Source organism: Geomonas terrae, assembly GCF_004791675.1.
Taxonomy (GTDB): domain Bacteria; phylum Desulfobacterota; class Desulfuromonadia; order Geobacterales; family Geobacteraceae; genus Geomonas; species Geomonas edaphica.
The window spans coordinates 471,632-493,502 of record NZ_SRSC01000004.1 but is presented as its reverse complement, the minus strand read 5'-3'; the positions used below and the strand labels follow the sequence as shown (position 1 = coordinate 493,502).

21 protein-coding genes are annotated in these 21,871 nt (G+C 62.2%); 16 read left to right on the top strand and 5 right to left on the bottom strand.

Annotated elements, in window-relative coordinates; genetic code table 11:
- Positions 1-41: 41 nt before the first annotated feature.
- The 6 genes from queD to E4633_RS17680 all read left to right on the top strand — a co-directional run bounded on the left by queD (position 42) and on the right by E4633_RS17680 (position 6,812).
- A complete protein-coding gene (queD, locus tag E4633_RS17705) occupies positions 42-410 on the top strand; it encodes a 6-carboxytetrahydropterin synthase QueD (protein ID WP_135872206.1) in 369 nt (122 codons plus the stop codon).
- Positions 403-1,155, top strand: a complete 753-nt coding sequence (locus tag E4633_RS17700; RefSeq protein ID WP_135872204.1) for a 7-carboxy-7-deazaguanine synthase QueE — start codon at positions 403-405, stop codon at positions 1,153-1,155. The genes queD and E4633_RS17700 overlap by 8 nt, the downstream gene beginning before the upstream one ends.
- A 145-nt stretch (positions 1,156-1,300) precedes the next feature.
- Positions 1,301-2,218 (top strand): AAA family ATPase, encoded by a 918-nt coding sequence (locus E4633_RS17695; protein ID WP_135872398.1) that lies wholly within the window; start codon positions 1,301-1,303, stop codon positions 2,216-2,218.
- A 113-nt stretch (positions 2,219-2,331) separates the two neighbouring features.
- Positions 2,332-3,081 carry a DUF58 domain-containing protein gene (locus E4633_RS17690; protein ID WP_246038204.1) on the top strand — a complete coding sequence of 250 codons (750 nt, stop codon included), beginning with the start codon at positions 2,332-2,334 and terminating at the stop codon, positions 3,079-3,081.
- Entirely contained in the window at positions 3,068-4,954 is a 1,887-nt protein-coding gene (locus tag E4633_RS17685; RefSeq protein WP_135872200.1) for a transglutaminase family protein, read from the top strand. Before E4633_RS17690 ends, E4633_RS17685 begins: the two co-directional genes overlap by 14 nt.
- Positions 4,955-5,015: 61 nt before the next feature.
- Positions 5,016-6,812 carry a tetratricopeptide repeat protein gene (locus E4633_RS17680; RefSeq protein WP_135872198.1) on the top strand — a complete coding sequence of 599 codons (1,797 nt, stop codon included), beginning with the start codon at positions 5,016-5,018 and terminating at the stop codon, positions 6,810-6,812.
- Between the two features lie 4 nt (positions 6,813-6,816).
- Here E4633_RS17680 and E4633_RS17675 read toward each other — a convergent pair whose 3' ends face one another.
- Together E4633_RS17675 and E4633_RS17670 are read right to left on the bottom strand one after the other, a co-directional pair.
- Entirely contained in the window at positions 6,817-7,548 is a 732-nt protein-coding gene (locus E4633_RS17675) for an energy transducer TonB (protein ID WP_135872196.1), read from the bottom strand.
- A 185-nt stretch (positions 7,549-7,733) separates the two neighbouring features.
- Entirely contained in the window at positions 7,734-9,983 is a 2,250-nt protein-coding gene (locus tag E4633_RS17670) for an NADP-dependent malic enzyme (protein ID WP_135872193.1), read from the bottom strand.
- Between the two features lie 289 nt (positions 9,984-10,272).
- Between E4633_RS17670 and E4633_RS17665 the strand changes: the two genes are divergently transcribed.
- From E4633_RS17665 to E4633_RS17655, 3 genes are all read left to right on the top strand, one after another.
- Positions 10,273-10,749 carry an HIT family protein gene (locus tag E4633_RS17665; protein WP_135872191.1) on the top strand — a complete coding sequence of 159 codons (477 nt, stop codon included), beginning with the start codon at positions 10,273-10,275 and terminating at the stop codon, positions 10,747-10,749.
- A complete protein-coding gene (locus tag E4633_RS17660) occupies positions 10,746-11,648 on the top strand; it encodes an ROK family protein (protein WP_135872189.1) in 903 nt (300 codons plus the stop codon). Before E4633_RS17665 ends, E4633_RS17660 begins: the two co-directional genes overlap by 4 nt.
- A 105-nt stretch (positions 11,649-11,753) precedes the next feature.
- Positions 11,754-12,452, top strand: a complete 699-nt coding sequence (locus E4633_RS17655; protein WP_135872187.1) for a DsbC family protein — start codon at positions 11,754-11,756, stop codon at positions 12,450-12,452.
- A gap of 1 nt (position 12,453) precedes the next feature.
- Here the strand turns inward: E4633_RS17655 and E4633_RS17650 are convergent, their stop codons facing one another.
- Complete coding sequence (locus E4633_RS17650; protein WP_135872185.1) at positions 12,454-13,695, bottom strand: endonuclease Q family protein; 1,242 nt, start codon at positions 13,693-13,695, stop codon at positions 12,454-12,456.
- Between the two features lie 67 nt (positions 13,696-13,762).
- A complete protein-coding gene (locus E4633_RS17645; RefSeq protein WP_135872182.1) occupies positions 13,763-14,170 on the bottom strand; it encodes a MerR family transcriptional regulator in 408 nt (135 codons plus the stop codon).
- A gap of 176 nt (positions 14,171-14,346) precedes the next feature.
- Here E4633_RS17645 and E4633_RS17640 point away from each other — a divergent pair, with 176 nt between their 5' ends.
- The 7 genes from E4633_RS17640 (at position 14,347) to E4633_RS17610 (ending at position 19,546) form a co-directional block, all read left to right on the top strand.
- Positions 14,347-14,883 carry a nitroreductase family protein gene (locus E4633_RS17640; RefSeq protein ID WP_135872181.1) on the top strand — a complete coding sequence of 179 codons (537 nt, stop codon included), beginning with the start codon at positions 14,347-14,349 and terminating at the stop codon, positions 14,881-14,883.
- 7 nt (positions 14,884-14,890) lie between these two features.
- A complete protein-coding gene (locus E4633_RS17635) occupies positions 14,891-15,763 on the top strand; it encodes a pseudouridine synthase (RefSeq protein ID WP_135872178.1) in 873 nt (290 codons plus the stop codon).
- A 47-nt stretch (positions 15,764-15,810) separates the two neighbouring features.
- On the top strand, positions 15,811-16,086 hold the full coding sequence (locus E4633_RS17630; RefSeq protein ID WP_135872176.1) for a hypothetical protein: 276 nt from the start codon (positions 15,811-15,813) through the stop codon (positions 16,084-16,086).
- A gap of 348 nt (positions 16,087-16,434) precedes the next feature.
- Positions 16,435-17,355: a diguanylate cyclase gene (locus E4633_RS17625; protein WP_135872174.1), complete on the top strand. Its 921-nt coding sequence runs from the start codon at positions 16,435-16,437 to the stop codon at positions 17,353-17,355.
- A 93-nt stretch (positions 17,356-17,448) separates the two neighbouring features.
- Complete coding sequence (locus tag E4633_RS17620) at positions 17,449-17,646, top strand: hypothetical protein (RefSeq protein WP_135872172.1); 198 nt, start codon at positions 17,449-17,451, stop codon at positions 17,644-17,646.
- A gap of 199 nt (positions 17,647-17,845) precedes the next feature.
- Positions 17,846-18,622, top strand: coding sequence for an electron transfer flavoprotein subunit beta/FixA family protein (locus E4633_RS17615; RefSeq protein WP_135872170.1), 777 nt, complete (start codon positions 17,846-17,848; stop codon positions 18,620-18,622).
- Positions 18,623-18,631: 9 nt separating this feature from the next.
- Positions 18,632-19,546, top strand: a complete 915-nt coding sequence (locus E4633_RS17610; RefSeq protein ID WP_135872168.1) for an electron transfer flavoprotein subunit alpha/FixB family protein — start codon at positions 18,632-18,634, stop codon at positions 19,544-19,546.
- A gap of 104 nt (positions 19,547-19,650) precedes the next feature.
- Here E4633_RS17610 and ligA read toward each other — a convergent pair whose 3' ends face one another.
- The gene (gene ligA / locus E4633_RS17605; protein ID WP_135872166.1) at positions 19,651-21,657 is read right to left on the bottom strand and encodes an NAD-dependent DNA ligase LigA; all 2,007 of its coding nucleotides are present in this window, start codon (positions 21,655-21,657) and stop codon (positions 19,651-19,653) included.
- Positions 21,658-21,871 lie beyond the last annotated feature (214 nt).

Genomic DNA, 21,871 nt, shown 5'->3' with positions numbered 1-21,871 from the left:
ATATATTGCAACCGATGAAAATAATTAAAAGGGAGGGTGGCATGTTTCGTCTCACCATTCACACTGCGTTTGCCGCAGCCCACAACCTGATCAACTACCAGGGGGACTGCGAGAACCTGCACGGCCACAACTGGAAGGTGGAGGTCTCCATCACCACCGACGAACTCGACAAGGCCGGTCTCGGCATCGATTTCAAGATCCTCAAGAAGGAAACCAACAACCTTTTGAAGACGCTCGATCACAAGTACCTGAACGAGCTCGCACCGTTTTCCGAGATCTCCCCGTCATCCGAGAACATCGCCCGCTACCTGTACCATGAGCTGACCAAGATCTTCGGGTCGGACAAGGTGAAGGTCGAGATGGTCACGGTCTGGGAATCGGACTTTGCCGCTGCGAGCTACTATGAGTAAGCTGCAGGCCCCCCTGGTAGAATGCTTCTCCTCCATTCAGGGGGAGGGGGTGCTGGTAGGCCTGCGCCAGGTCTTTCTCCGTTTTGCCGGCTGCAACCTGAACTGCAGCTTCTGCGACACCCCGGGGATGTCCGCCGTTCCGCAGGAGTGCCTCCTGGAGCTCACCCCCGGGCGGCGCGACTTTCAGCAGCTGCCGAACCCGGTCACGCTGGAGCGGGTCGCGACACTTCTCGAGAGCTGGGGTGCCGCCTGGCCTGGCATCCACCACTCGATCAGCATCACCGGCGGTGAGCCGCTCCTTTACGGCGCCCTTCTGGATGAGTGGCTTCCAGAGCTGAGAAAGCTACTCCCCATCTACCTGGAGACCAACGGGACGCTTCCCGAGGCCCTGGCACCGCTCATCCCGCACCTGGACAGCATCGGCATGGACATCAAGCTCCCTTCCGCCTCCGGGTGCCCGGAGCTGTGGGACCAGCACCATGCCTTCCTGGAACTGGCGGCGATGAAGGAGGTCTTCGTCAAGATCGTCGTCGACCAGAGCACCGAGGAGTGGGAGATCCGTCGCTCCTGCGCCATGATCGGTGCGGTGGACCCTGCCATACCGCTCATCCTGCAGCCGTTGACGCGGGAGGACGGAACCATCGGCATCACCGCGCAGCGGGCTCTCGAGCTCCAGGAACTCTGCACCTCCCTGAAGGAGGTCCGCGTCATCCCGCAGACCCACAAGTTCATGGGGCAGCTTTAGTTCTCTTGCTCGGCCGGCAGATACGGAATCGAATGGGGGCGCCTTTCCGGGCGCCCCTTTCCTTTTTACGGCCCGGCCGATATAATGAGTGGCTGTTGCTTCCCAGGAGGTTCCCGCTTTGCCCAAACCAGCCAAAGTAGACGAGATGAACGCGGTACTCGAAGAGCTCTCCAGCCAGCACCTGAAGGGGAAGGTGAGGGCGCTCCGCCTGAGCCTAATGGCCCTTTTGACCGGCGGCCACATCCTCCTCGAGGATATCCCCGGGCTTGGCAAGACCACCATGGCGCTCGCCTTCGCCAGCGCGCTGGGCCTTTCCTTCGGGCGCGTCCAGTGCACCAGTGACCTCCTCCCCTCCGACATCACCGGCCTCTCCGTCTTCGACCGCACAGAGGGGCGCTTCAACTTCATCAAGGGGCCGATCTTCAACAACATCGTCCTCATCGACGAGGTGAACCGCGCCATGCCTAAGACCCAGAGCGCCCTGCTCGAGGCGATGGAGGAGCGGCGCGTAACCGTCGAGGGGGTGACCTACCAGCTCCCCGAGCCGTTCATGGTGCTCGCCACCCAGAACCCGGTCGAGCAGGTGGGGACCTATCCCCTCCCTGAATCGCAGATGGACCGCTTCCTGATCAGGACCGGCATCGGCTATCCTCCGGAGGAGGTCGAGAAGGGGATCCTCAGGCAGGGGAGCATCAGGGACGAGATCCTCCACATCCCCCCCCTCTTGCAGCACGAAGACCTCGTCGAGGCGATCCGCACCGTGAGGGAGCAGGTTTACGTGGGCGAGAAGGTGACCGACTACATCTACGCCATCATCAAGGCAACCCGGACCCATCCGCTCGTCCAGACCGGGCTTTCCACCCGCGGCGGCATCGGCATGGTGGACGTCGCCAAGGCCGCAGCCTACCTGCACGGCCGGGACTTCGTGGCACCCGAGGACGTCCGTGACGTGGTGCATGCGGTCTGTCCGCACCGCCTCATCTTCCGCCCGGAGCACGAAGGGGTGGACAAGGAGCACGTATTAAACGCGATACTGAAAGAAATACCCCTCCCTCTCACATAAGGCTCACCAAGGGGGGTGGGCTCTACGTCGCCTCCACGCTGCTGCTCGGCGTCTCCGCGGTCAACACCGGCAACAACCTTCTCTTCCTGATCGTCGCCGCGATGCTCTCCTTCATGGCGGTAACCGGGGTGCTGGGGTGGCTGAACATCCGCGGCATCGTCCTCAGCGTGCGGCTGCCGGACGAGGTCTATGCCGGCACCGAAACGCTCCTGCCGGTCGTTGCGGAAAACGGCAAGCGCTTCCTCCCGTCCTTCCTGATCAGGGTGACCCTGATGGGGAATTCCACGAGCTTCACCCTCCTTGAACGCAAGCGTCCGCAGAACGCGGCGCTCCTTCTCTCGTTTCGCGAGCGCGGTCCCCTTAAACTTCCAGACGCCACGGTGAGCTCACCGTTCCCGGTCAACTTCTTCGTGCGCGCCACGGCGGTTCATCTGCCGGTTGAGGGAACCGTCTTCCCGGCACCGCGCCCCATGCTAGTACCGGCAGCGGGGGGGAAGCCCGACGCGGGGGAGGCGGTTTCCGCGGCAGCGTCCGGCTACGACGGCGAGCTAGCCAAGATCTCCGACTACCGCGGCGGCGAACCGCTGAAGCTCATCCACTGGCGCCTCTCCGCGAAGCACGAGGTGTTCAAGGTGAAGGAACTCACGGCGACCGCGGCGGAGCCGCTCTTCATCGACCTCGACGCGGTGCCGGGTCGCGACCTGGAAGAGCGCCTCTCCTACGGCACTTTCCTCGTGAACCGGCTGGCGCGGTCGGGGCGGCCGGTCGGACTCAAGCTCGGGGAGCGCGTCGTCCCACCGGGCACCACCCGGTCACATCGGCTCAAACTGCTCACGGAGCTTGCCCTATATGGTAAGGGTTGATCTTTTTCTCAGCGGGCTGACCGCCTGCATCGCGCTTATCGGGTACCTCCCCCTGCTCGCGCACCTGGGCCTCTTCGCACGGGTTTTCTTCCCCGCCGCGCTGCTTGCCGGGGTGTACCTGTATTACAGCGGACGCGCGCTGCCGGGGCGGGTGCTCACCCCGTTCTCGATACTCCTCTTTGTCTACCTAGCCTCCGGTTTCAGTGTCAGCCGGCTCGTCCCGGTCACCGCCGACCTCCTCGTCGTCTTCCTCGGGGTGAGGCTACTCGGAGAGCGCAGCGGACGCCATTACCTGCAGGCGTTCGCGCTCTCCCTCTTCTGCCTCGCCGCTTCCTCGCTCTTCGAGATGTCGGCGCTCTTTCTCGTCTACCTCTTTGCCCTGCTTCTCCTTCTTGCCGTGGCGCTGGTGCTCCTCACCTTCCATGCCCAGGACGAGGCGATCCTTCTCACCCGGCACGAAGCGAAGAAGGTGGTGACGGTGGCGCTTCTCATGCCGGTGGTCGCGCTGCCGCTGCTTCTTTTCTTCTTCTTCATCCTCCCGAGGACGCAGTACCCGCTCTGGAACTTCCTTAAGACTCCGGCGGAGAAGCGGATCGGTTTCTCAGATACGGTGAAGCCGGGGAGCGCCCCCGCGGTCAGCGCGGTGAAGGGGGTGGTGCTGCGGGCCCTCTCGCCAAAAGTCCCGGAAGAGAAGCTTTACTGGCGCGGCGTGGTGCTGAACTCCTTCAAAAACGACGCCTGGGTCAGGAAGGGTGTGCCAGGGGAAATCGACAGCGTCCCGGCCGGTGAGCGGGTGACGCAGGAGATCTACCCCGAGCGGTCACAAAGCGCCTATCTCCCCGCGCTGAACGTCGGGCGCGCCGTCTCGGGGCTGCGCAACGATGCCTCGACCGACGGCGTGTTCGTCGCGAGGCGCCCCCTGGACCAGAAGGTGAAGTACGTGGCCGAGTCGGCGCTGAGCGACGTAATCCGGGTGCGGGGGCTGGACCGTGCCTTCTACCTCGAGCTTCCCGGCAACATATCGCAGAGGATGAGGGCCAAAGGGCGGGAGGTGGCGCAAAAAGGGGGCAGTACCGTTCAGCGGATGCGGCTTCTGGAGAACTTCTTCAGGGGGCAGCGGCTCACCTACGCCAACAGCGGCATGGCCGTCGGTGCTGACCCGCTGGATTCCTTCCTTTTCGACAAGAAGCGGGGCAACTGCGAGTATTTCGCCTCGAGCTATGCGATACTGCTGCGCCTGGCCGGGGTCCCGTCACGTCTCGTGGGTGGTTACCGCGGCGGGATCTACAACGACATCGGGGGGTACTACCTCGTCACCGAGGATATGGCGCACGTCTGGGTCGAGGCGTACGAGGATGGGGTGGGGTGGCGCTTCGTCGACCCGAGCGCGTGGGCGCTGGGGGCGGTGCGCGGCACGCAGGCCGCAGGATTCGCCAAATACGTGGATATGGCCGGGTTCTACTGGGACAAGGCGGTGGTCACCTACGACCTGGAAAAACAGATCGCCTTGGTGCGCGAGGCGGGGAGCAGGGTGCGCAATCTGCACCTTCCCGAGAAAAGTGGCAAAGGGCTCCTCATCGTCATGCTCGTCGCAGTGCCGCTCGCCCTCGTGGCGATCTGGATCCGGCGCCGTCCACCGAGCGTTGAGGCCCGCCTCTTGCGGCGCATGCTCCGCGTGGCGGGCAGACGTCATCCGGGGGAGATGGGGGAGGGGGAGGGGCTCTTCGAACTTGCCGCACGTCTTGACGATCCGCACCTGACGAGGTTCGCCTCCATATACGGAAGTGCCGTGTACCGCGACCGGTCCCTGAGCCGGGAAGAGGTGGCGCAACTGGAAGAAATCATCTGGCTTGCATCCCAGCATCTTCCTTGACACAACGGGCACTTTGCTTTAGTTTTAGGTTTCCAATTTTCAGGCGGTAAGAGGCGTTAACTTGGCTTCCAAAAAAGACAAAATTCTGGAGAGCGCACAAAAGTTCGTGCTCAAGGGGCAGATCGACAAGGCGATCAAGGACTACCAGCAGGTGGTCGCCATGGAGCCCAACGATATCAGGTATCGGCAGCGCCTGGCCGAGCTCCTGGTGCGCGACAACCGCAAGGAAGAGGCGATCCAGCAGTACGAAGATATCGGCAAACATTACGCCGACAACTGCTACTACCTGAAGGCGATCGCCATCTACAAGCAGATCCAGCGACTCACTCCCGGCAACATTCCAACCGCACTCAATATCGCCTGGCTGAATCATCAGCAGGGGCTCATCGGCAACGCCTTGGCCGAATACAGTCAGGTTGCCGCCCAATACGAGAAAGAAAACCTACCTAAGGAGGCGCTCAAGGTAGTTGAGAAGATGCTGGAGGTAGATCACGAGCATGCCGCCACCCGTCTCAAGTATGCCGAGCTCCTTCATGTCACCGGCGCCCATGAACAGTCCCGGCAGGCTTATCAGGATCTGGCCGCCGCGCTCAGCGCGAAGGGACTGCGCGACGAGGCCGCTTCGGTTTCGGCACGCCTCACCGAGCTCTTCCCGGAGCATCAGCAAACGCCACCGGCAGGCATCACCGCCGAACCGCTGGAGGCGTCTCTGCCGACGGATCCGTTCGGGGGAGGAGAGAGTATCGCAGCTGCCGCGGCACAGCCTGCCGCAGCGTGGCAAATCCAGGAGCCGGCCGACGAGCCGGAGCTTCCCGAATGGGAGAGTGCGGAGACCGAGCTCCCCGATCCCTTTGCGCCGGCGTCGGCCGTGCCTGAGGAGGTTGTTCCCGCCCCCGTCGAGGCGCCGTCCCCATGGGAGGCTGCGCCTGCACCCGAGGCTGCCGCAACGGAGAGCGCCTGGGAGGAGGAGATCGAGCTCGATCTGGGCGATGACCTCTTCGAAGCGCCCGAGGAAGCCGCCCCGGCGGCGCCACCGGTCTTAAGCGTCCCCGAACCCGAGCGGGTTGAAGAGCCTGAGGCTGCGGTAACCGAGCTCGAGCTTCCCATGGAATTATCCATGGAACTCGACTTCGAGGAGGTGGCGGAGTCGGTCGAGGAGCCGGAAGAGGAAGTGCAAGCCGCGGTCGAACTCGATTTCGAAGAGGAAGAGTCGCTGGAGCTCACCTTGCCGCAGGAAGCCTCCCCCTTCGGGGACTTCGAGTGGGAGAGTGAACCGGAAGAGTTGGCGGAGGTGGAGCCGTTGCACCCGGAAGAGGCCGAGCTGGCTGAGGCTGAACCGTTCGAGGCGCAGTGGCTCGAGGAACCGGAAGCCGTCTCTTTGGAGTCGGTCGAGTCGCATGGGTGGGAGGAGATCTATCCCGAGGCGGCCGCAGGCGACGGTACCGAGATTGACCTCATGGAGCTGGAAAGTCACTACGACCTGGGGATCGGCTACAAGGAGATGGGGATGTACGCGGGGGCCATCAAGGAACTGGAGATCGCCGCCGCGAACCCGCAGCGCCGTTTCGCCTGCCTGACCCTGCAGGCCATCTGTTACCGGCAAAAAGGAGAGCCGGACCGCGCGGAGGATCTGTTGCGGCGCGGCCTTGCGCTGAGCGTGATCTCAAGGGACGAGCGCATCGCCCTCAGCTACGAGCTGGCGGTGCTTTTCGAGGGGACCGGCAGGACCGAGGAGGCGATCGAGTTCTACCGCGAGGTGGTGCGGGGCAACCCCGCCTACCAGGACGCCTCGGACCGGCTTTTCGCCCTCTCCGGCGAGGAGTCTCTCGACATCATCGATCTGGAACTGGAAGAGTAGCAAGCTACCAGGACATCAGGTTTAGTGGCGGGACTAGCCGGATCGGCGCCATGAATACGTCTGCGGTGTAGCTTTCGGGGACCGGCGGGAGCGGGCCAGCGCTTTCCAGCATCTTCTGCACCGCCCGGTCGTACACGATGTTGCCGGAACTGATCATGATGTTGCTGCCGAGGATCCGACCGCTCCTGTCAATCATCAGGTTCACCACGATCGTCTTCACCTTGTCGTCCTTCTGCTCCAGCCACCACTTCTCGTTGACCCCCTGCAGGACGTTCTGGTAGTACTCCTTGATGTCGGGACGCAGAGAATCGCCGTCGCTGAGCGCCTTGAAAAACCCCTTGGTAAGCCCCATCCCGAACGAGCTTTTCGTCTCCTCCACCGCGGCCTGCGCAGGGGTGGGAGGAACGGGGGATGCCACCTGCTGTGCCGCCTGCGGAAGCTCACGTGCGGGGGGCGTTTCCGGAAGCGGTTCGGCTTCTTCGTCCGATTTCATCGGCTGCGGTGTCGGTTCGGGCTGCGGTTTTACCGCCGGTGCGGCGGGCGCGGGGATGGATTTCAGATCGACGTAGGTGACGGCGGGGCGAGGCGGTGCTCCGCCACCACCACTGGGAAGACCCACGAGGACGACGGCCAGGACCGTGTGCAGAAACAGCGATGCGGCCAGCCCGAGGACGAACTGCTTGTTCGGCCTTAGCGTGTACTCCTCTTCCTCGAGCGGATCCAGTGCATCTTCCATGGTGACGGCACGTCCTTCTCCCCCGGCAGGGGGAATTTTTGCGTTTAGCGTCCGTCATGTATAGCAAATTAGCCGCATCACTGGCAACCAAAGAAAGTCGTTTACGTCAAAGCCATTACTGAAGAACCAAAGCAAAAGGGACCCCGAAAGGTCCCTTTTGACGTTCTAGTTGAATTTCCCGCAGACTACATGCTCTGCGCGTCCACAACGGCGATGGCGGCCATGTTGACGATGGTTGCGACGTCGTCCCCTCTTTGCAGCACGTGCACCGGTTTCTTCATCCCCATGAGGAGCGGCCCGATCGCCTCGGCGCCTCCCAGGCGGTGCAGGAGCTTGTAGCAGATGTTCCCCGAATTCAGGTCGGGGAAGATGAGGATGTTGGCTGCTCCCGTGAGGGTCGTGAAGGTGTAGTTGGACAAAAGCTCCGGCGTCACCGCGGTGTCCGCCTGCATCTCCCCGTCGATCTCGAGCTCCGGGTCGCGCTCCTTCACGATCTCCACGGCGCGCTTCACCTTTTGGGTGAGGGCGTGGTGCACCGAGCCGAAGTTGGCGAAGGAGAGCATGGCGATGCGCGGCACGATGTCGAGAAGCCTCACCTTCTCGGCGGCGAGAAGCGCCGTCTCGGCCAGTTCCTCGGCGGTCGGCTCGATCTCAACCGTGGTGTCGGCCATGAAATAGATCCCCTTCTTGAAGACCATCATGTACATGCCGTGCACCCCGGAGAGTTGCGGCTGCCTCCCGATCACCTCCAGCGCCGGCCTGATGGTGTCCGGGTAGTGGGTGTCGATGCCCCCTAAAAGGGCGTCGGCGTCCCCCATGTGCACCATCATGGAACCGAAGTGGTTGCGCGACTTGCGGCGCACGATGCGCTGCGCCTCGGAAAGGGTGATCCCCTTTCTTTGCCTCAGGCGGTAAAGCTCCTGCGCGTAGGTCTCGGTGAGCTCGCTCTCCTCCGGGTCGACGATGGGGACGGAGAGCTCCAGCCCGAGTTCCGCGATCTTCGCCTCCACCTTCTTCCGGTTCCCGATCAGGATCGGTTTCGCGATACCCTCCTCGACGAGGTGGTGGGCGGCCTTCAGGATCTTCTCGTGGTCTCCCTCGGGGAAGACGATCCTCCTGGGGTCGCACTTCGCCTTGTTGATGATGGCGCGCATGGTCTCCTTGGCGCGCCCCTGCAGGGTCTCCAGCCACTCGACGTAACGGTCCATGTCCTCGATCGGGGTGCGCGCGACGCCGCTCTCCATGGCGGCTCTTGCGACGGCCGGGGCGACGCGCAGCAGCGCCCTCGGATCGAAGGGCTTCGGGATGATGTAGTTGCGCCCGAAGGAGAAGCTCTCGTTGCCGTAGGCGCGGCAGACCGAGTCGGGACACTCCTCACGGGCCAGCGCGGCGAGGGCCTCGACCGCCGCCTTCTTCATCTCCTCGTTAATGGTGCTCGCGCGCACGTCGAGGGCGCCGCGAAAGATGAACGGGAAGCCTAAGACGTTGTTCACCTGGTTCGGATAATCGCTTCTGCCGGTGGCCATGATGACGTCGGAGCGGACCGAGAGCGCCTCCTCCGGGGTGATCTCCGGGTCCGGGTTCGCCATCGCCATGATGATCGGGTCCTTCGCCATGCCGCGTACCATCTGCGGGGTGACCGCCCCCTTGGCGGAGACGCCGATGAAGACGTCGGCCCCGAGCATCGCCTCCTCCAGGGTGCGCAGTTCGGTGTCGAGCGCGAGACGCTCCTTGTAAGGGTTCATCCCCTCGCTTCTCCCCCTGTAGATCACCCCTTTGGTGTCGCACATGCAGAGATTTCCCGGGGCGGCCCCGAGGGAGAGGGCGAGGTTCGCGCAGGCTATGCCGGCGGCTCCGGCGCCGTTCACCACGATGCGCACCTCCCCGATCCTCTTACCCACGAGATGCAGTGCGTTGATGAGCGCCGCGGAGCAGATGATCGCGGTGCCGTGCTGATCGTCGTGGAAGACCGGGATGTTCATGGTCTTCTTTAGTTCCTCCTCGATGTAGAAGCACTCCGGCGCCTTGATGTCCTCGAGGTTGATGCCGCCGAAGGTGGGCTCCAGGAGCTGCACCACCTTGATCACGTCGTCGGGATGCTCGCTCTTCACCTCCAGGTCGAAGACGTCCACGTCGGCGAAACGCTTGAAGAGTACCCCTTTTCCCTCCATGACCGGTTTGCCCGCCAGCGCCCCGATGTTGCCGAGGCCTAGCACCGCGGTGCCGTTTGAGACCACCGCCACCAGGTTCCCCTTGGCGGTGTAGAGGTAGGCGTCCGACGGGCGTTCCTGGATCGCGAGACAGGGTTCGGCGACCCCGGGGGTGTATGCGAGTGAGAGGTCCAGCGAGGTGAGACAGGGCTTTGAGGAAACGACTTCGATCTTGCCCCTGCGGCCCGCGGCATGGTATTGCAGTGCGTCATTCTTCTTCGTCATGGTATCCTCCTCGGTCAGTATGGTGAGGGTGATCTTTTTAGACTGGAGAAAGCTGCGTAAGCGCTGGTTCTTTAACAGGAGATGCAGTGACGGAAATGGATGTTGTGGTGGGGTCGCGAAATTATAGCATGACACGTCCGGTCCACAATGACCGTGCAGGAAACGAGAATCAGTGCCGGACCTCCTCAAGTTTCAGCTCGTCTTCTTGCAATGTCATGGCGGGGTTGTAAATTGAGAGAGTTTGGTTATAATCAGCCGGCTTTTGACAGGACATCCGGCAGGAGGAGTCATGGACAGGCTTTTTGCGCCATGGAGGGTTGAGTACCTGACGCAGCCGCCGGCGTCGGGCTGCATTTTCTGCGCGCAGGGAGACGACAGGGAGCTCCTGATCGTGCATCGCACCCCGCTTGGTCGCGTGATGCTGAACCGCTACCCATACAGCAACGGCCACCTGCTGGTATCGCTCAACCGGCACACGGCGGAGCTGAACGACCTGACGGGCGAAGAGATGCAGGAGCTCCTGACGACCGTGGCGCTTTGCAAGGATGTGCTGATCAAGGCGAGCAAGCCGGACGGCTTCAACATCGGGCTGAACCTCGGCAAGGCCGCCGGGGCCGGTGTCGAGGACCACCTGCACATGCACGTGGTGCCTCGCTGGAACGGCGACAGCAATTTCATGTCCGTGCTCGCCGACGTCCGGGTGCTCCCGGAGTCGCTCTGGGCAACCTACGACCGGCTGAAGCCGTTTTTCGAGGAGGCGCGTTGAAGCAAAAAGGGTGCATCGGCATCGACATCGGGGGGACCAACCTGCGCCTGGCGCTGGTCGACCAGGAGGGACGCGTGCTCGCGAGGAGCGAAGAGGCGACCCTTCCCGCGGCCGGGCTTCCTTTCCTCCTCTCGAGGCTCGAGTTCGCACTCGAAGGGCTCAGGGAGACGGCCCGCTCGGCGGGGATGGAGGTAGTCGCGGTAGGCGCAGGAGTGCCTGGACTCGTAGGTAGGGACGGCGTGGTGCGCGCCAGCGTCAACATACCAGCGCTCGAGGAGGTGCGGCTCGGGGAGGAGATCGAGAAAGCGGTGGGGCTGCCGGTGCTCCTCGTGAACGATGCCAATGCCTGCGCTGTGGGCGAGCACCGCTTCGGTGCGGGGCGCGGCTGCTCTTCGCTCCTCGTCGTCACCCTCGGGACCGGCATCGGCGCCGGACTCATCCTGGACGGAAGGCTCTGGGTTGGAGCCGACGGCGCCGCGGGGGAGCTTGGACACGTCCCGGTTGAGCCGCTCGGGCGCCCCTGCGGCTGCGGCGCGCGTGGCTGTCTCGAACAGTACGCCTCGGCGACCGCCATATCCGGCGGTAGCGGTGACGCGGAAGCGGTCGCCGCGATGGCAAGGGGAGGGGATGCCGGGTCACTCACCCTCTTCGCGGAGGCAGGACGCTATCTCGGCATCGCGGTCGCGGGGGTGGTGAACCTCTTGAACCTCGAGGCGGTGATCCTGGCGGGGGGCGTTTCGGGAAGCTTCGAACTTTTGGAGCCTTCCCTGCGTCGGGAGCTTTCCGCCCGCAGTATTGCCGTCCCCGGCGCCCGCGTCCGCATCCTCAAAGGGAGTCTCGGCAACGACGCCGGCGTCCTTGGTGCCGCGGCCCTGGCCTGCAGCTCACTCCCTCTGTAGTTCCCGCAGACTTCTCTCATTATTCAGACTACCTTTCGATAAAGATATGCTATAGTTGCCGCTGCCCCGCAGGCCGGGGAACACAAAAGACCCATGGAGGCGCTCATGTCGTTGCATAAAAGCTTCATTGCAGCAGTACTTTCCCTTCTCCTTTTGACTGCAGCCACCGCATCGTTCGCCGCAACCCCGGAGGAGTCCTTCCGCAGCGCGTTCCCGCAGGTAGCCTTCGACAGCATGACTCCGACCGAGATCCCGGGACTGTACGAGGTGATCACCGGCCAGAACATCTTCTACTACTACCCTGACAAGCAACTGGTGCTGACCGGCGAGATCGTGAACAAGGACCTGAAGAGCCTGACCGCCGAGCGCAAGGGGCAGCTCGCCGCGAAGCTCGTGAAGGACCTTCCGCTGGACAAGGCGTTGAAGATCGGCGACGGCAAGAAGGTGGTGATCGAGTTCACCGACCCGGACTGCCCGTATTGCAGGAAGGGCGCCGAGTACTTCACCAAGCGCAGCGACGTGACCCAGTACATCTTCTTCGCGCCGCTTGCCCACCCGGGCGCCATCACCAAGATCGAGTACATCCTCTCCGCCGAGAACAAGACCCAGGCCTACGACGCGATGATGCTCGGGCAGGAAATCCCCGCGTCGGCCAAGCCCGCGTCGGCGGAGATCAAGAAGCTGGCGCAGGAGCACATGACGCTCGCCAGGAAGGTGGGGATCAGCGGGACGCCGACCTTCTTCGTCAACGGACAGATGGTGGTGGGGGCGGACACGAAGAAGCTGGACGAGTTCCTCAAGTAACTTAAGGCTCGGGCGTGACCGAGACGGTGCCGAACCTGCCGTCGTAGCCCGGATCGATCTCGACCTCGCCCCGCCGCATCCTGCCGATCGCGGCAGCGAGCGGCGCCGCCGAGGCGGCGATCTCCTCAAGCGGTGCCTCAAGAAGCACGTGAAACTCGTTTCCCAACCGGCCCAGGAGCTCGAAGTAGAGCTTCTGGGCTTTTTTGCTGCCGCTTCCCACGTGAAGCGTCGCGGCGATCAGGTCGATGAGGGGGATGACGGAGCAGAAGGGGGGCGCCCCGGCAGGTCTCGTCCCGGAGGGGCGGTCTGCAACTGACTCCAGTCGGTGCAGCACCCCAACGGTCACCTTGCCGCCGCATGCCGGGCAGCGGTAACCGTTGGCGACCGTTTCCGAGGGGGCAAGGCGTACGCCGCAGCACCTGTGGCCGTCGGCGTGGTACTTCCCCTGCTCAGGGAAAAATTCGATGGTCCCGGCCAACCCCTCGCCCGAGCTGATGGCGCGGTAGATCCCCTGGTAGGAAGGGGCTGTGTCGAAGATGGTCGCTTCGCGCCCGAGTTTCGATGCGGAATGGGCGTCCGAGTTTGAGACGAGTGTGATGCCGTCGAGCGCCGAGACGCGCCAGTTCATGGCGGGGTCGGAGGAAAGTCCGGTCTCGATGGCGAAGACGTGCGGGGCGAGCTCCTCGAAGCACTCCTCCAGCGTGTTGAAGCCGGAAAAGGCGCCGAATACGGAGAAGTGGGGGGTCCAGGCGTGGGCCGGGATGAGGAGCGCCTCGGGGGAGGCCTCGAGCAGCATGGCGAGCAGGTCCTTCGCGTCGAGCTTCAGTATCGGCCTGCCGTCCGAGGTGATGCTTCCGACCCTGGCGAGCCTCTCGTTCAGCCTGCGCACCGCGTCAAGGTCCGGAAGGAGCACCAGGCAGTGCACTTTCCTGGTGCGGCCGTTTTTACGGTAGATGCAGCTGATCTCGCCGCTGGGCAGGAAGGAAACCGGCGCGAGGCAGCGCTCCGGCACGACGGGGGCGCCGCAAAGGTCGTGGGTCTCCCGGAGCCGGAAGAGCCCGTTGCCGTCCGGGACGAGTTCGCGCTCGAGCTCCTCGAGCCACAAGGGATGGGTGCAGTCGCCGGTGCCGATGACCCGGATACCCTTCAACTGCCCCCAGCGCCAGAGGCTCTCGAGGCCTAAGTCGCGGCTCGTGGCTATGGAATAGCGCGAATGGATGTGCAGGTCCGCGATGAATCTCATCTGTGTCCCGGTGGGTGGTCCGCCTTCGGGCGCGGCGGGCGGGGGATGCGGGGGGCTGGTGTATGGCTCAGCCGCCCGTCTCGTTGCCGAATTTCTTGACCATGTGCTGGCGGTAGCTCGAGATGTCGCTGCGCAGTGAGGCGAGCTTCGCCATCTTCTCGTCGATCTTCTCGATATGCTCGTCCAGAATCTCCACCAGGCGCGGCACCATGCGCTCGGTCTGCTTCGCCTCGCCGTACGCCGCGTAGAGCTCCTGCATTTCCCTGATGGTGAGGCCCAGTTCCTTCAGCTTGATGATGAACTTGATCCGGCGCACGTAATAAGGGGTGAAACCGCGGGTTGCGCCGTCGCTTCTGGGAACGCTCTCGATGATGCCTACTTCTTCCCAGTAGCGGATGGTCCTGGTGGTGAGCCCCAGCGCAGAGGCGATTTCCCCGATAGAGGTGATTTCCTCGCCGTCCGTCAATATGTCCATGGAGTCCTCGTGGTGTTAAATTCCAAGCTAATCTAGAACATGGCGTTCTGGGTGTCAATCGCTTTCCGGCCGGACAGGTGCGGAAAAGTATGCGATACGTCATACAAAATGCGCGGTTTACAAAACGACGTTTTTGGGATATGTAGTCCAAAAACCGGCAAAAGGAGGCCATTGTCATGGATGTTTTTCAGGCCATAACCGGGCGGCGCAGCATCCGAAAGTTCAAAGCGACGCCGGTCGAACCAGGCAAAATAAAACAGGTCCTTAACTTGGCGCGTCTGGCGCCTTCCTGGAAGAACCTGCAGTGCTGGCGTTTCCTGGTGCTGACCGAGCCTGAGCGCATCGGGCGCCTGTTCGAAGCCTTCCCGGACGACAACCCGGGTAAAAAAGCGATAGCATCGGCGCCGTGCATCGTCGTGGTCTGTGCCGATCCGAACGAGAGCGGCGTCGAAAACGGCATCGAGTACTACATAGCCGACGCGGCGCTTGCCTTCGACCATCTCTGCCTCGCTGCCTACGGGCTCGGACTTGGTACCTGCTGGATGGGGTGGTACGACGAGGAACGCATCAAGGATGCACTCGGCATTCCCGCAGGGATCAAGGTGGTGGGGCTCACGCCGCTTGGGTATCCCGACCAGTCCCCCAATCCCCGCCCGCGCAAGGAACTGGCGGAGGTGGCCTTCAGCGAGGAGTGGGGGAACAGCCGGTGGTGAGCGGACGATGATTTCCGCATTCGCCGCCAAGGTTACCATGCCGAGGGTCGAGCAGCCGCACCGGACCGTGCTCGCCTTCCTGCTGCAACGTTTCCCGAAGATCCCGCCGGAGGTGTGGGAGCGACGCGTCGCCGAAGGGAAGGTGCTCTCCGAGGACGGTACGCCGATCACCCCCGAGACCCCCTACGCGCCGCAGAAGCGGGTCTTCTATTTCAGGGAGATCGAGAACGAGCCGGTCATCCCTTTCACCGAAGAGATCCTCTTTCAAAACGAGGAACTGCTGGTGGCGTGCAAGCCCCATTTCATCCCCGTTACGCCGGTAGGGGCCTACCTCGAGCAGAGCCTCCTGCACAGGCTGCGCAGACGGACCGGGATCGATCACATCGTGCCGCTGCACCGCATCGACCGCGAGACCGCCGGCCTCGTCCTCTTCTCCGTGAACCCCGCGACCCGCGGCCTTTACAGCGGGCTTTTCCGGCAGGGGCAGATCGAAAAGAGCTACCTCGCCCTTTCCGAGGGGAGGGTGCCGGGCGAAAAGTGGCACGTGGAGAGCAGGCTCGTACCGGGTGACCCTTGGTACACCATGATGGTCGCGCCGGGAGAGGCGAACGCCCGCTCGCAGATAACGCGCATCGATGAAAGAGGAGGCGTGTCGCTCTTCTCGCTCGTCCCGCACACGGGTAAGACGCACCAGTTGCGGGTGCACATGAATAGCCTCGGGATGCCGATCATGTACGACAGGCTTTACCCGCAGCTGCGGCCCAGGCAGTGCGACGATTTCGAAAAGCCGCTTCAGCTCCTGGCGCACACGCTCCGATTCAAGGACCCGGTGACCGGGAAACTCATGGAGTTTCGGTCGAATCGGGAGCTTTTGTGGTAATCTTGAACGGTCTGCAGCTGGAGAAGTCCGGCACACGGAGGTGCAAGATGGCCAAGAACGTGCTTTTGATGGTCGATTACGGCGTCAACAACAGCATTCACGTCAGCCTCTTCAAGATCCATCTGAAAGAGGCGGGATGGCGCGAGGGGTTCCTCGAGGGGGCCTTTGAAAAGAGCATGGACCTTCCCGATGCAATGATAGAGAAGGTGGTGCAGGAGGAGTTCGACAGCGCGGCCAACCAGGCTGCCTTCAAGAAGACTTATTGCGAGCTGTTCGTCACCGAGGATGAGCTGAAGTTCTCTTGGGACTGGAACACCCCTTAGCCGCGTTACAAGTATTAAATATCTGGACAAGATCTACGAGGATTGGTTAATATCCCACCTATGAAAAAACCCGCAGCAATATTCATCATTTTGTTCACTCTGGCAGTGGTAGGTTTTGGAACATGGCAACTCTTTAAAGGGAATTTTGAGGCGGCTTTCTCTTCCGTTCCATTCCTGCTGATCATCTACTTTTTTATTAAACCTTACCGTAGCACTTGACGATAAGCGTCACATCCTTTTTGAGACTCATGATGCTTTCCCGCAGTCTGTTGTGACTGCTGTGAACGCTCCGGTTTCACATTGGCATCGATTACCGGCTACTCTTGTGTAATGTCGATGGGAGAAATCATGTCCAATTGTGTGCTCGTTATCGATGACTCCACCGCCATACGGGAACAGGTGGTGCGCACCCTGAAAGATGTCGGCCTTTTCGAGCAGTACCGGGAAGCGCGGGACGGCCTGGAAGGGTTCAAGACGCTGATCGAATCCAAGGCCGACCTCGTCATCTGCGACGTCGACATGCCGCGCATGGACGGCTACAAGTTCCTGCAACTGGTGGCGTCGCGCCCCGACCTGCAGGGGCTTCCCATCATCATGCTGACCGGCATGATGGACTTCAACTCGAAGATCAGGGGGCTCGAACAGGGGGCAAGCGACTACCTCACCAAGCCGTTTGATCCCGGCGAGCTCGTGGCGCGCGTCAGGGTGCAACTTAAGATCAAGTCCCTGCAGGACGATCTGAGGAAGGCCAACGAGCAGTTGAAGCGCCTGACCAACATCGATCATCTCACCAACCTCTTCAACAGGCGTTACCTGGCCGAGATAATGGACGGTGAGTTCATCAGGGCCAGACGTAACCACGAAAATCTCTCCCTCGTCATTTTCGATATCGATTACTTCAAGAGCGTGAACGACACCTACGGGCACCAAAACGGCGATGTAGTCCTCTCTGCCGTCGCGGGTATCGCGCAGCAGCAGATGCGCGCCTACGACAGCGCTGCGCGTTACGGCGGCGAAGAATTCGTGCTGGTGCTTCCCGGTACCGCGCTCGAGGGGGGCGTCATCGTTGCCGAGCGCCTGCGTCAGGCCGTGCTTGAATCCTCCTTCCCTCCCCCCATGGAAGATCTCACCCTCACCATCAGCGCCGGGGTCGCCACCTACCCGGGCCCGTCCGTTGAGAACATCGACTCGCTGTTTCGCCGCGCCGACGAGGCGCTGTATCGGGCGAAGCAGAGCGGTAGAAACCGCGTCGATATGATGCCGACCTGAAAAAATTAGATTTGTTTAAGAAATTAACTTGAAAATATTCTAATTTAATTGTAAACGTACCTTCTGCTCGACACCGAACCAGGAGGACGTTCCATGGACAGTTTTGACGAAGCCTACGCCAGGTACCTGAAGTTGCTGGCGAAGCTCGATCGTACCGACGATGTCGCGGAAAAGAACCAGCTCTTTCGCCAGCTAACGCACCTGCTGTGTGAGCTGGAGCAGAATCTGAAAGCCGTAAAGGCTAAGCAGGGCGATTGGTCCAGGCGGGAAGAGCTCGCCTACTGGATCTAGTTTTTTCGCCATCCTTTTCCGTCAGACCTCCCCTCAACACATCCCCCCGTTGTCAGGTCCTTCGCGTCTGCCGCTCCCGCGTAATTCATTAAGATGTTTGACACATTTCGTTACTCCTATATCCTATAATTAAAGCTCCTGACGGTGCGCCGACCCGCGGCGCGCACCGTTCTTTCAATCCCAGCTGGAGGAGGTTGCCATGAAGATACTGGTATGCATAAAGCAGGTGCCGGATATGGAGTCCCGGTTCAAACCTGATGCTTCGGGCGTATGGTACGCCGAGACGGACCTTGCCTTTAGAGTGAACGAGTACGACGAGTACGCCATCGAGCAGGCCGTGCTGCTCAAGGAGCAACTGGGCGGCGAGCCTGAGGTTACCGTGCTCTCAATAGGTGCGGACCGGGTGGTCGAGGCGATCAAGAAGGGGCTCTCGATGGGCGGGGACCGCGGTGTTCACGTGCAAGATGCAGCGGCACACCTGAAGGATTCCTGGCAGGTGGCGTCGATAATCGCCGCCTATGCCGCCGGGGAAGGGTTCGACCTCATCCTCACCGGGTTGCAGTCACAAGATCGAGGTTCCGCCCAGGTCGGCGTTACCGTTGCGGAGCTGCTCGACTATGCCTGCGCCACCACCGTGGTCGGCTTTGAGTATGCCGATGGCACCGTCACGGTGAAGCGCGAGCTGGAAGGAGGGGTGAAGGGGACGGTGCGCCTGAAGACGCCGGCCGTGGTGACCTGCCAATTGGGGCTGAACCAGCCGCGCTACCCGACACTGCCAAATATCATGAAGGCGAAGAAGAAAGAGGTCCGCGTCATCCCCGTAGCCGAGTTGCTGCATCAGGAACAAAGGGTGGCTCAGGTCGAATTCCGGGCTCCGGCCAGGAAGGGAAGCGCCATGGTGCTGGAAGGGGAGCTCACCGACCAGGTCGACCGTCTCATCGGGATACTGAAGGACAAGACAGCGGTGCTGCGCTAGGGGGATGCCATGAAACTCTTACTGATCGGTGAATGCCGTGAAGGCAAGTTGTTGGAATACAGCTACGAGCTCTTCGGGTTCGCGTCGCAGGCGGGAGCCGAAACCGCAATGCTCATCGTCGGCGGGGAGGGGGGGCTTCCCGGGTACGGTGGTACCGTCTACTTAGCCGATGCCGGCAAGTACGGCGAGTACAACCCGGACCTGCACAAGCGTCTGGTGCAGGCGGTAGTCGAGCGGGAGCGGCCGGACTACGTGGTGTTCATGCACACCTCCTACGGCTGGGATCTGGCGCCGAGGGTCGCGGCCCTGTTAAAGGTGCCGCAGGTTTCCGAGGTGGTTGCGCTGGCGGAAGGGGGTAGCTTCGAGCGGCCCTGCCTGAGCCAGAAGATGCGTCAGGTGGTGAAGCCCAAAGGAACGCCCGTGGTGCTCACCCTGCAGGGTGGAGCGTTTCCCGCGCTGGTGCCGGGAGGGACGCCGCAGGTGCAGCCGGTCGACGCGGCGGGGGATGGGAGGCTCGAGTTTCTGGGCTATGAAGCGGCGGCGCGCAAGGGGGTGGACCTGACGAAGGCTGAAGTGATCGTCAGCGTAGGGCGCGGTGTCGGCAAGAAGGAGAACATACCGGTCATCGCCGAGCTTGCCAGGGTGCTCGGAGGTGAAGTCGGGGCGAGCCGCCCCGTCGTGGATAGCGGCTGGATGGATGCAGGGAGCCAGGTCGGGGTGACCGGGCAGACGGTGAGTCCCAAGCTGTACGTGGCGTGCGGCATCAGCGGGGCGATTCAGCACTTGGCGGGGATGAAGAAATCGGGGTTCATCGTGGCCATCAACAAGGACAAGGACGCCCCCATAGCCGGGGTTGCCGACGTGCTGGTCGTGGCCGACGTGATGCAGTTCGTCCCAGCGCTGACCGCGAAGCTGGCGAAGTAGCGCAGCGGCCGGCGGGCTCTTAGAACCGCAAGGAACACCGCTGACACAAAAAAGGCGCGGCAGCCATCGGCTGCCGCGCCTTCTCTTAACAAAGCCTGCGACGCCTACCGCATCAGCTCCAAAAACTCCTCTTCACTCAAAACGCTCACGCCCAACTGCCGCGCCTTCTCGAGCTTGCTCCCGGCGTCGGCGCCGGCCACCACATAGTCGGTCTTCTTGGAAACCGACCCGGCGGCATGGGCTCCTTCCTGCTCCACCATCTTCTTGGCCTCGTCCCTGGTGAACTTCTCCAAGGCGCCGGTGAAGACGAAGGTCTTACCGGTGAACCGGCCGCCAACCCGCTTCTCCTCGACCTTGGGACTCACCCCGGCCTCCTTGAGGCGCTCGATCACCTTCAGGTTCTCCTCACTCTTGAAGAAATCGGCGATGCTCGCGGCCACCTGCGGGCCTACCTCGCGGATGCTGGTCAGCTCTTCTTCGCCGGCCTTGGCAAGGTTGTCGATACTGCCGAAGGCCCCGGCCAAAAGCTTCGCGGTGTGCTCCCCCACGTGCCTTATGCCGAGCGCGAAGATGAGCCTGGAGAGCTCACGCTCCTTGCTCGCCTCGATGGCATTCAACAGGTTCTCGGCAAGCTTCTTCCCCATCCGCTCGAACTGCATGAAATCCTCTTCCTTGAGCGCATAGATGTCGGCCACGTCCCTGATCAGCTTCAGACTCAGCAACTGTTCGATGAACTTGTCCCCGAGCCCCTCGATGTCCATGGCGCGCCGCGAGGCGAAATGCTTCACCCGCTCGAGCAACTGCGCCGGGCAGGCGAAGGCGACGCAGCGCACGGCGACCTCGTCGGGAATACGGACCACTTCGCCGCCGCACACCGGGCAATGTGCCGGGACCTCCGGCTTCACCGCACCTTCGGGGCGCTTGTCCAGCTGTACCTGCACCACGGCTGGGATGACGTCGCCTGCACGCTCGACGATGACGGTGTCACCTTCCCGGATGTCCTTCCGCTCGAGTTCCTCCCAGTTATGCAAGGTGGCCCGGGAGACCATGACGCCGGAGACGTTCACCGGCTTCAAAAACGCAACAGGGGTGATGACACCGGTACGCCCGACGGAATGGAAGATCTTCTCGATTACCGTCGTTGCCTGCCGGGGTGGGAACTTCCAGGCGATTGCCCAGCGCGGCGAACGGCTCTTTTCCCCAAGCTCGCGCTGCATGGTGAAAGAGTCCACCTTCACCACGACGCCGTCGATCTCGTAAGGTAGATCGTCACGCTTCTCCATCATCTCCTGATAGTAGGCGAGCATCGCCCCTATACCCCTCACCACGCTGGTGAGCGGATTCACAGGGATGCGCCATTTCGGGATGGTCTCAAGGAAATTGCTCTGCGAGGTGAAGTCGGCACCGGCAATCTCCCCCGGTGCATAGCAGAAGATGCTAAGCGGGCGCTTGGCGGTGATGCGGGAGTCGAGCTGGCGCAGGGACCCGGCGGCCGCGTTCCTCGGGTTTGCGAAGGGAGGCTCTCCCGCCTCCTCGCGTTCCTGGTTGAACTTGCGGAAGGGGGCCAAGGGCAGGTACACCTCGCCGCGCACGGTCAGAAGCTCAGGGGGGTCGTCCGTCTCCAGGCGCAGCGGCACGTCCTTGATCGTCTTCAGGTTCTGCGTCACGTCCTCACCTACGACGCCATCGCCGCGGGTCGAGCCGATTTCCAGAAGCCCCTGCCGGTACACGAGTTCCACGGCGACACCGTCCATCTTCGGCTCGCAGACGTAAGCGATCTCAGCGTCCCCGGAAAGACCTAGGAAGCGCTTGACCCGGTCGTCGAAGTCGATCATGTCCTGCTCGGTGAAGGCGTTTTCCAGCGAGAGCATGGGGAGGGTGTGGCGCACTTGGGAAAACTTGGCGAGCGGTCTGCCTCCTACACGCTTCGTGGGTGAATCGGGGAGGGCGAGCTCCGGGAACTCGTTTTCCAGCGCGAGCAGTTCGCGAAACAGCGCGTCGTACTCCGCGTCGGTGATTTCCGGCATGTCCTGCTCGTAGTAAAGTCGGTTGTGGCGCTCGATCTCTTTTGCGAGCCAAACGATGCGCTCCCCTGCGGCTTGTGCTTCCATTTTCTCGGACCTCGATGGCTTTTGTCGTGAACGCTGCTTTATAGCACACCCTTTGAGATATTTAAACGGGAGATGGTTTGCAGCGCGTCATCAAAGATAAGCGCGACGGCCTCGTTGTTAAGCTCGCGGCTGTCGCGCGGGAGGTTCACCAGACGACACTTAAGCTGAGTGGCATCAGGTGTAAGCCCGGTGGCCCCGCCTGGCTCGTTGTCCG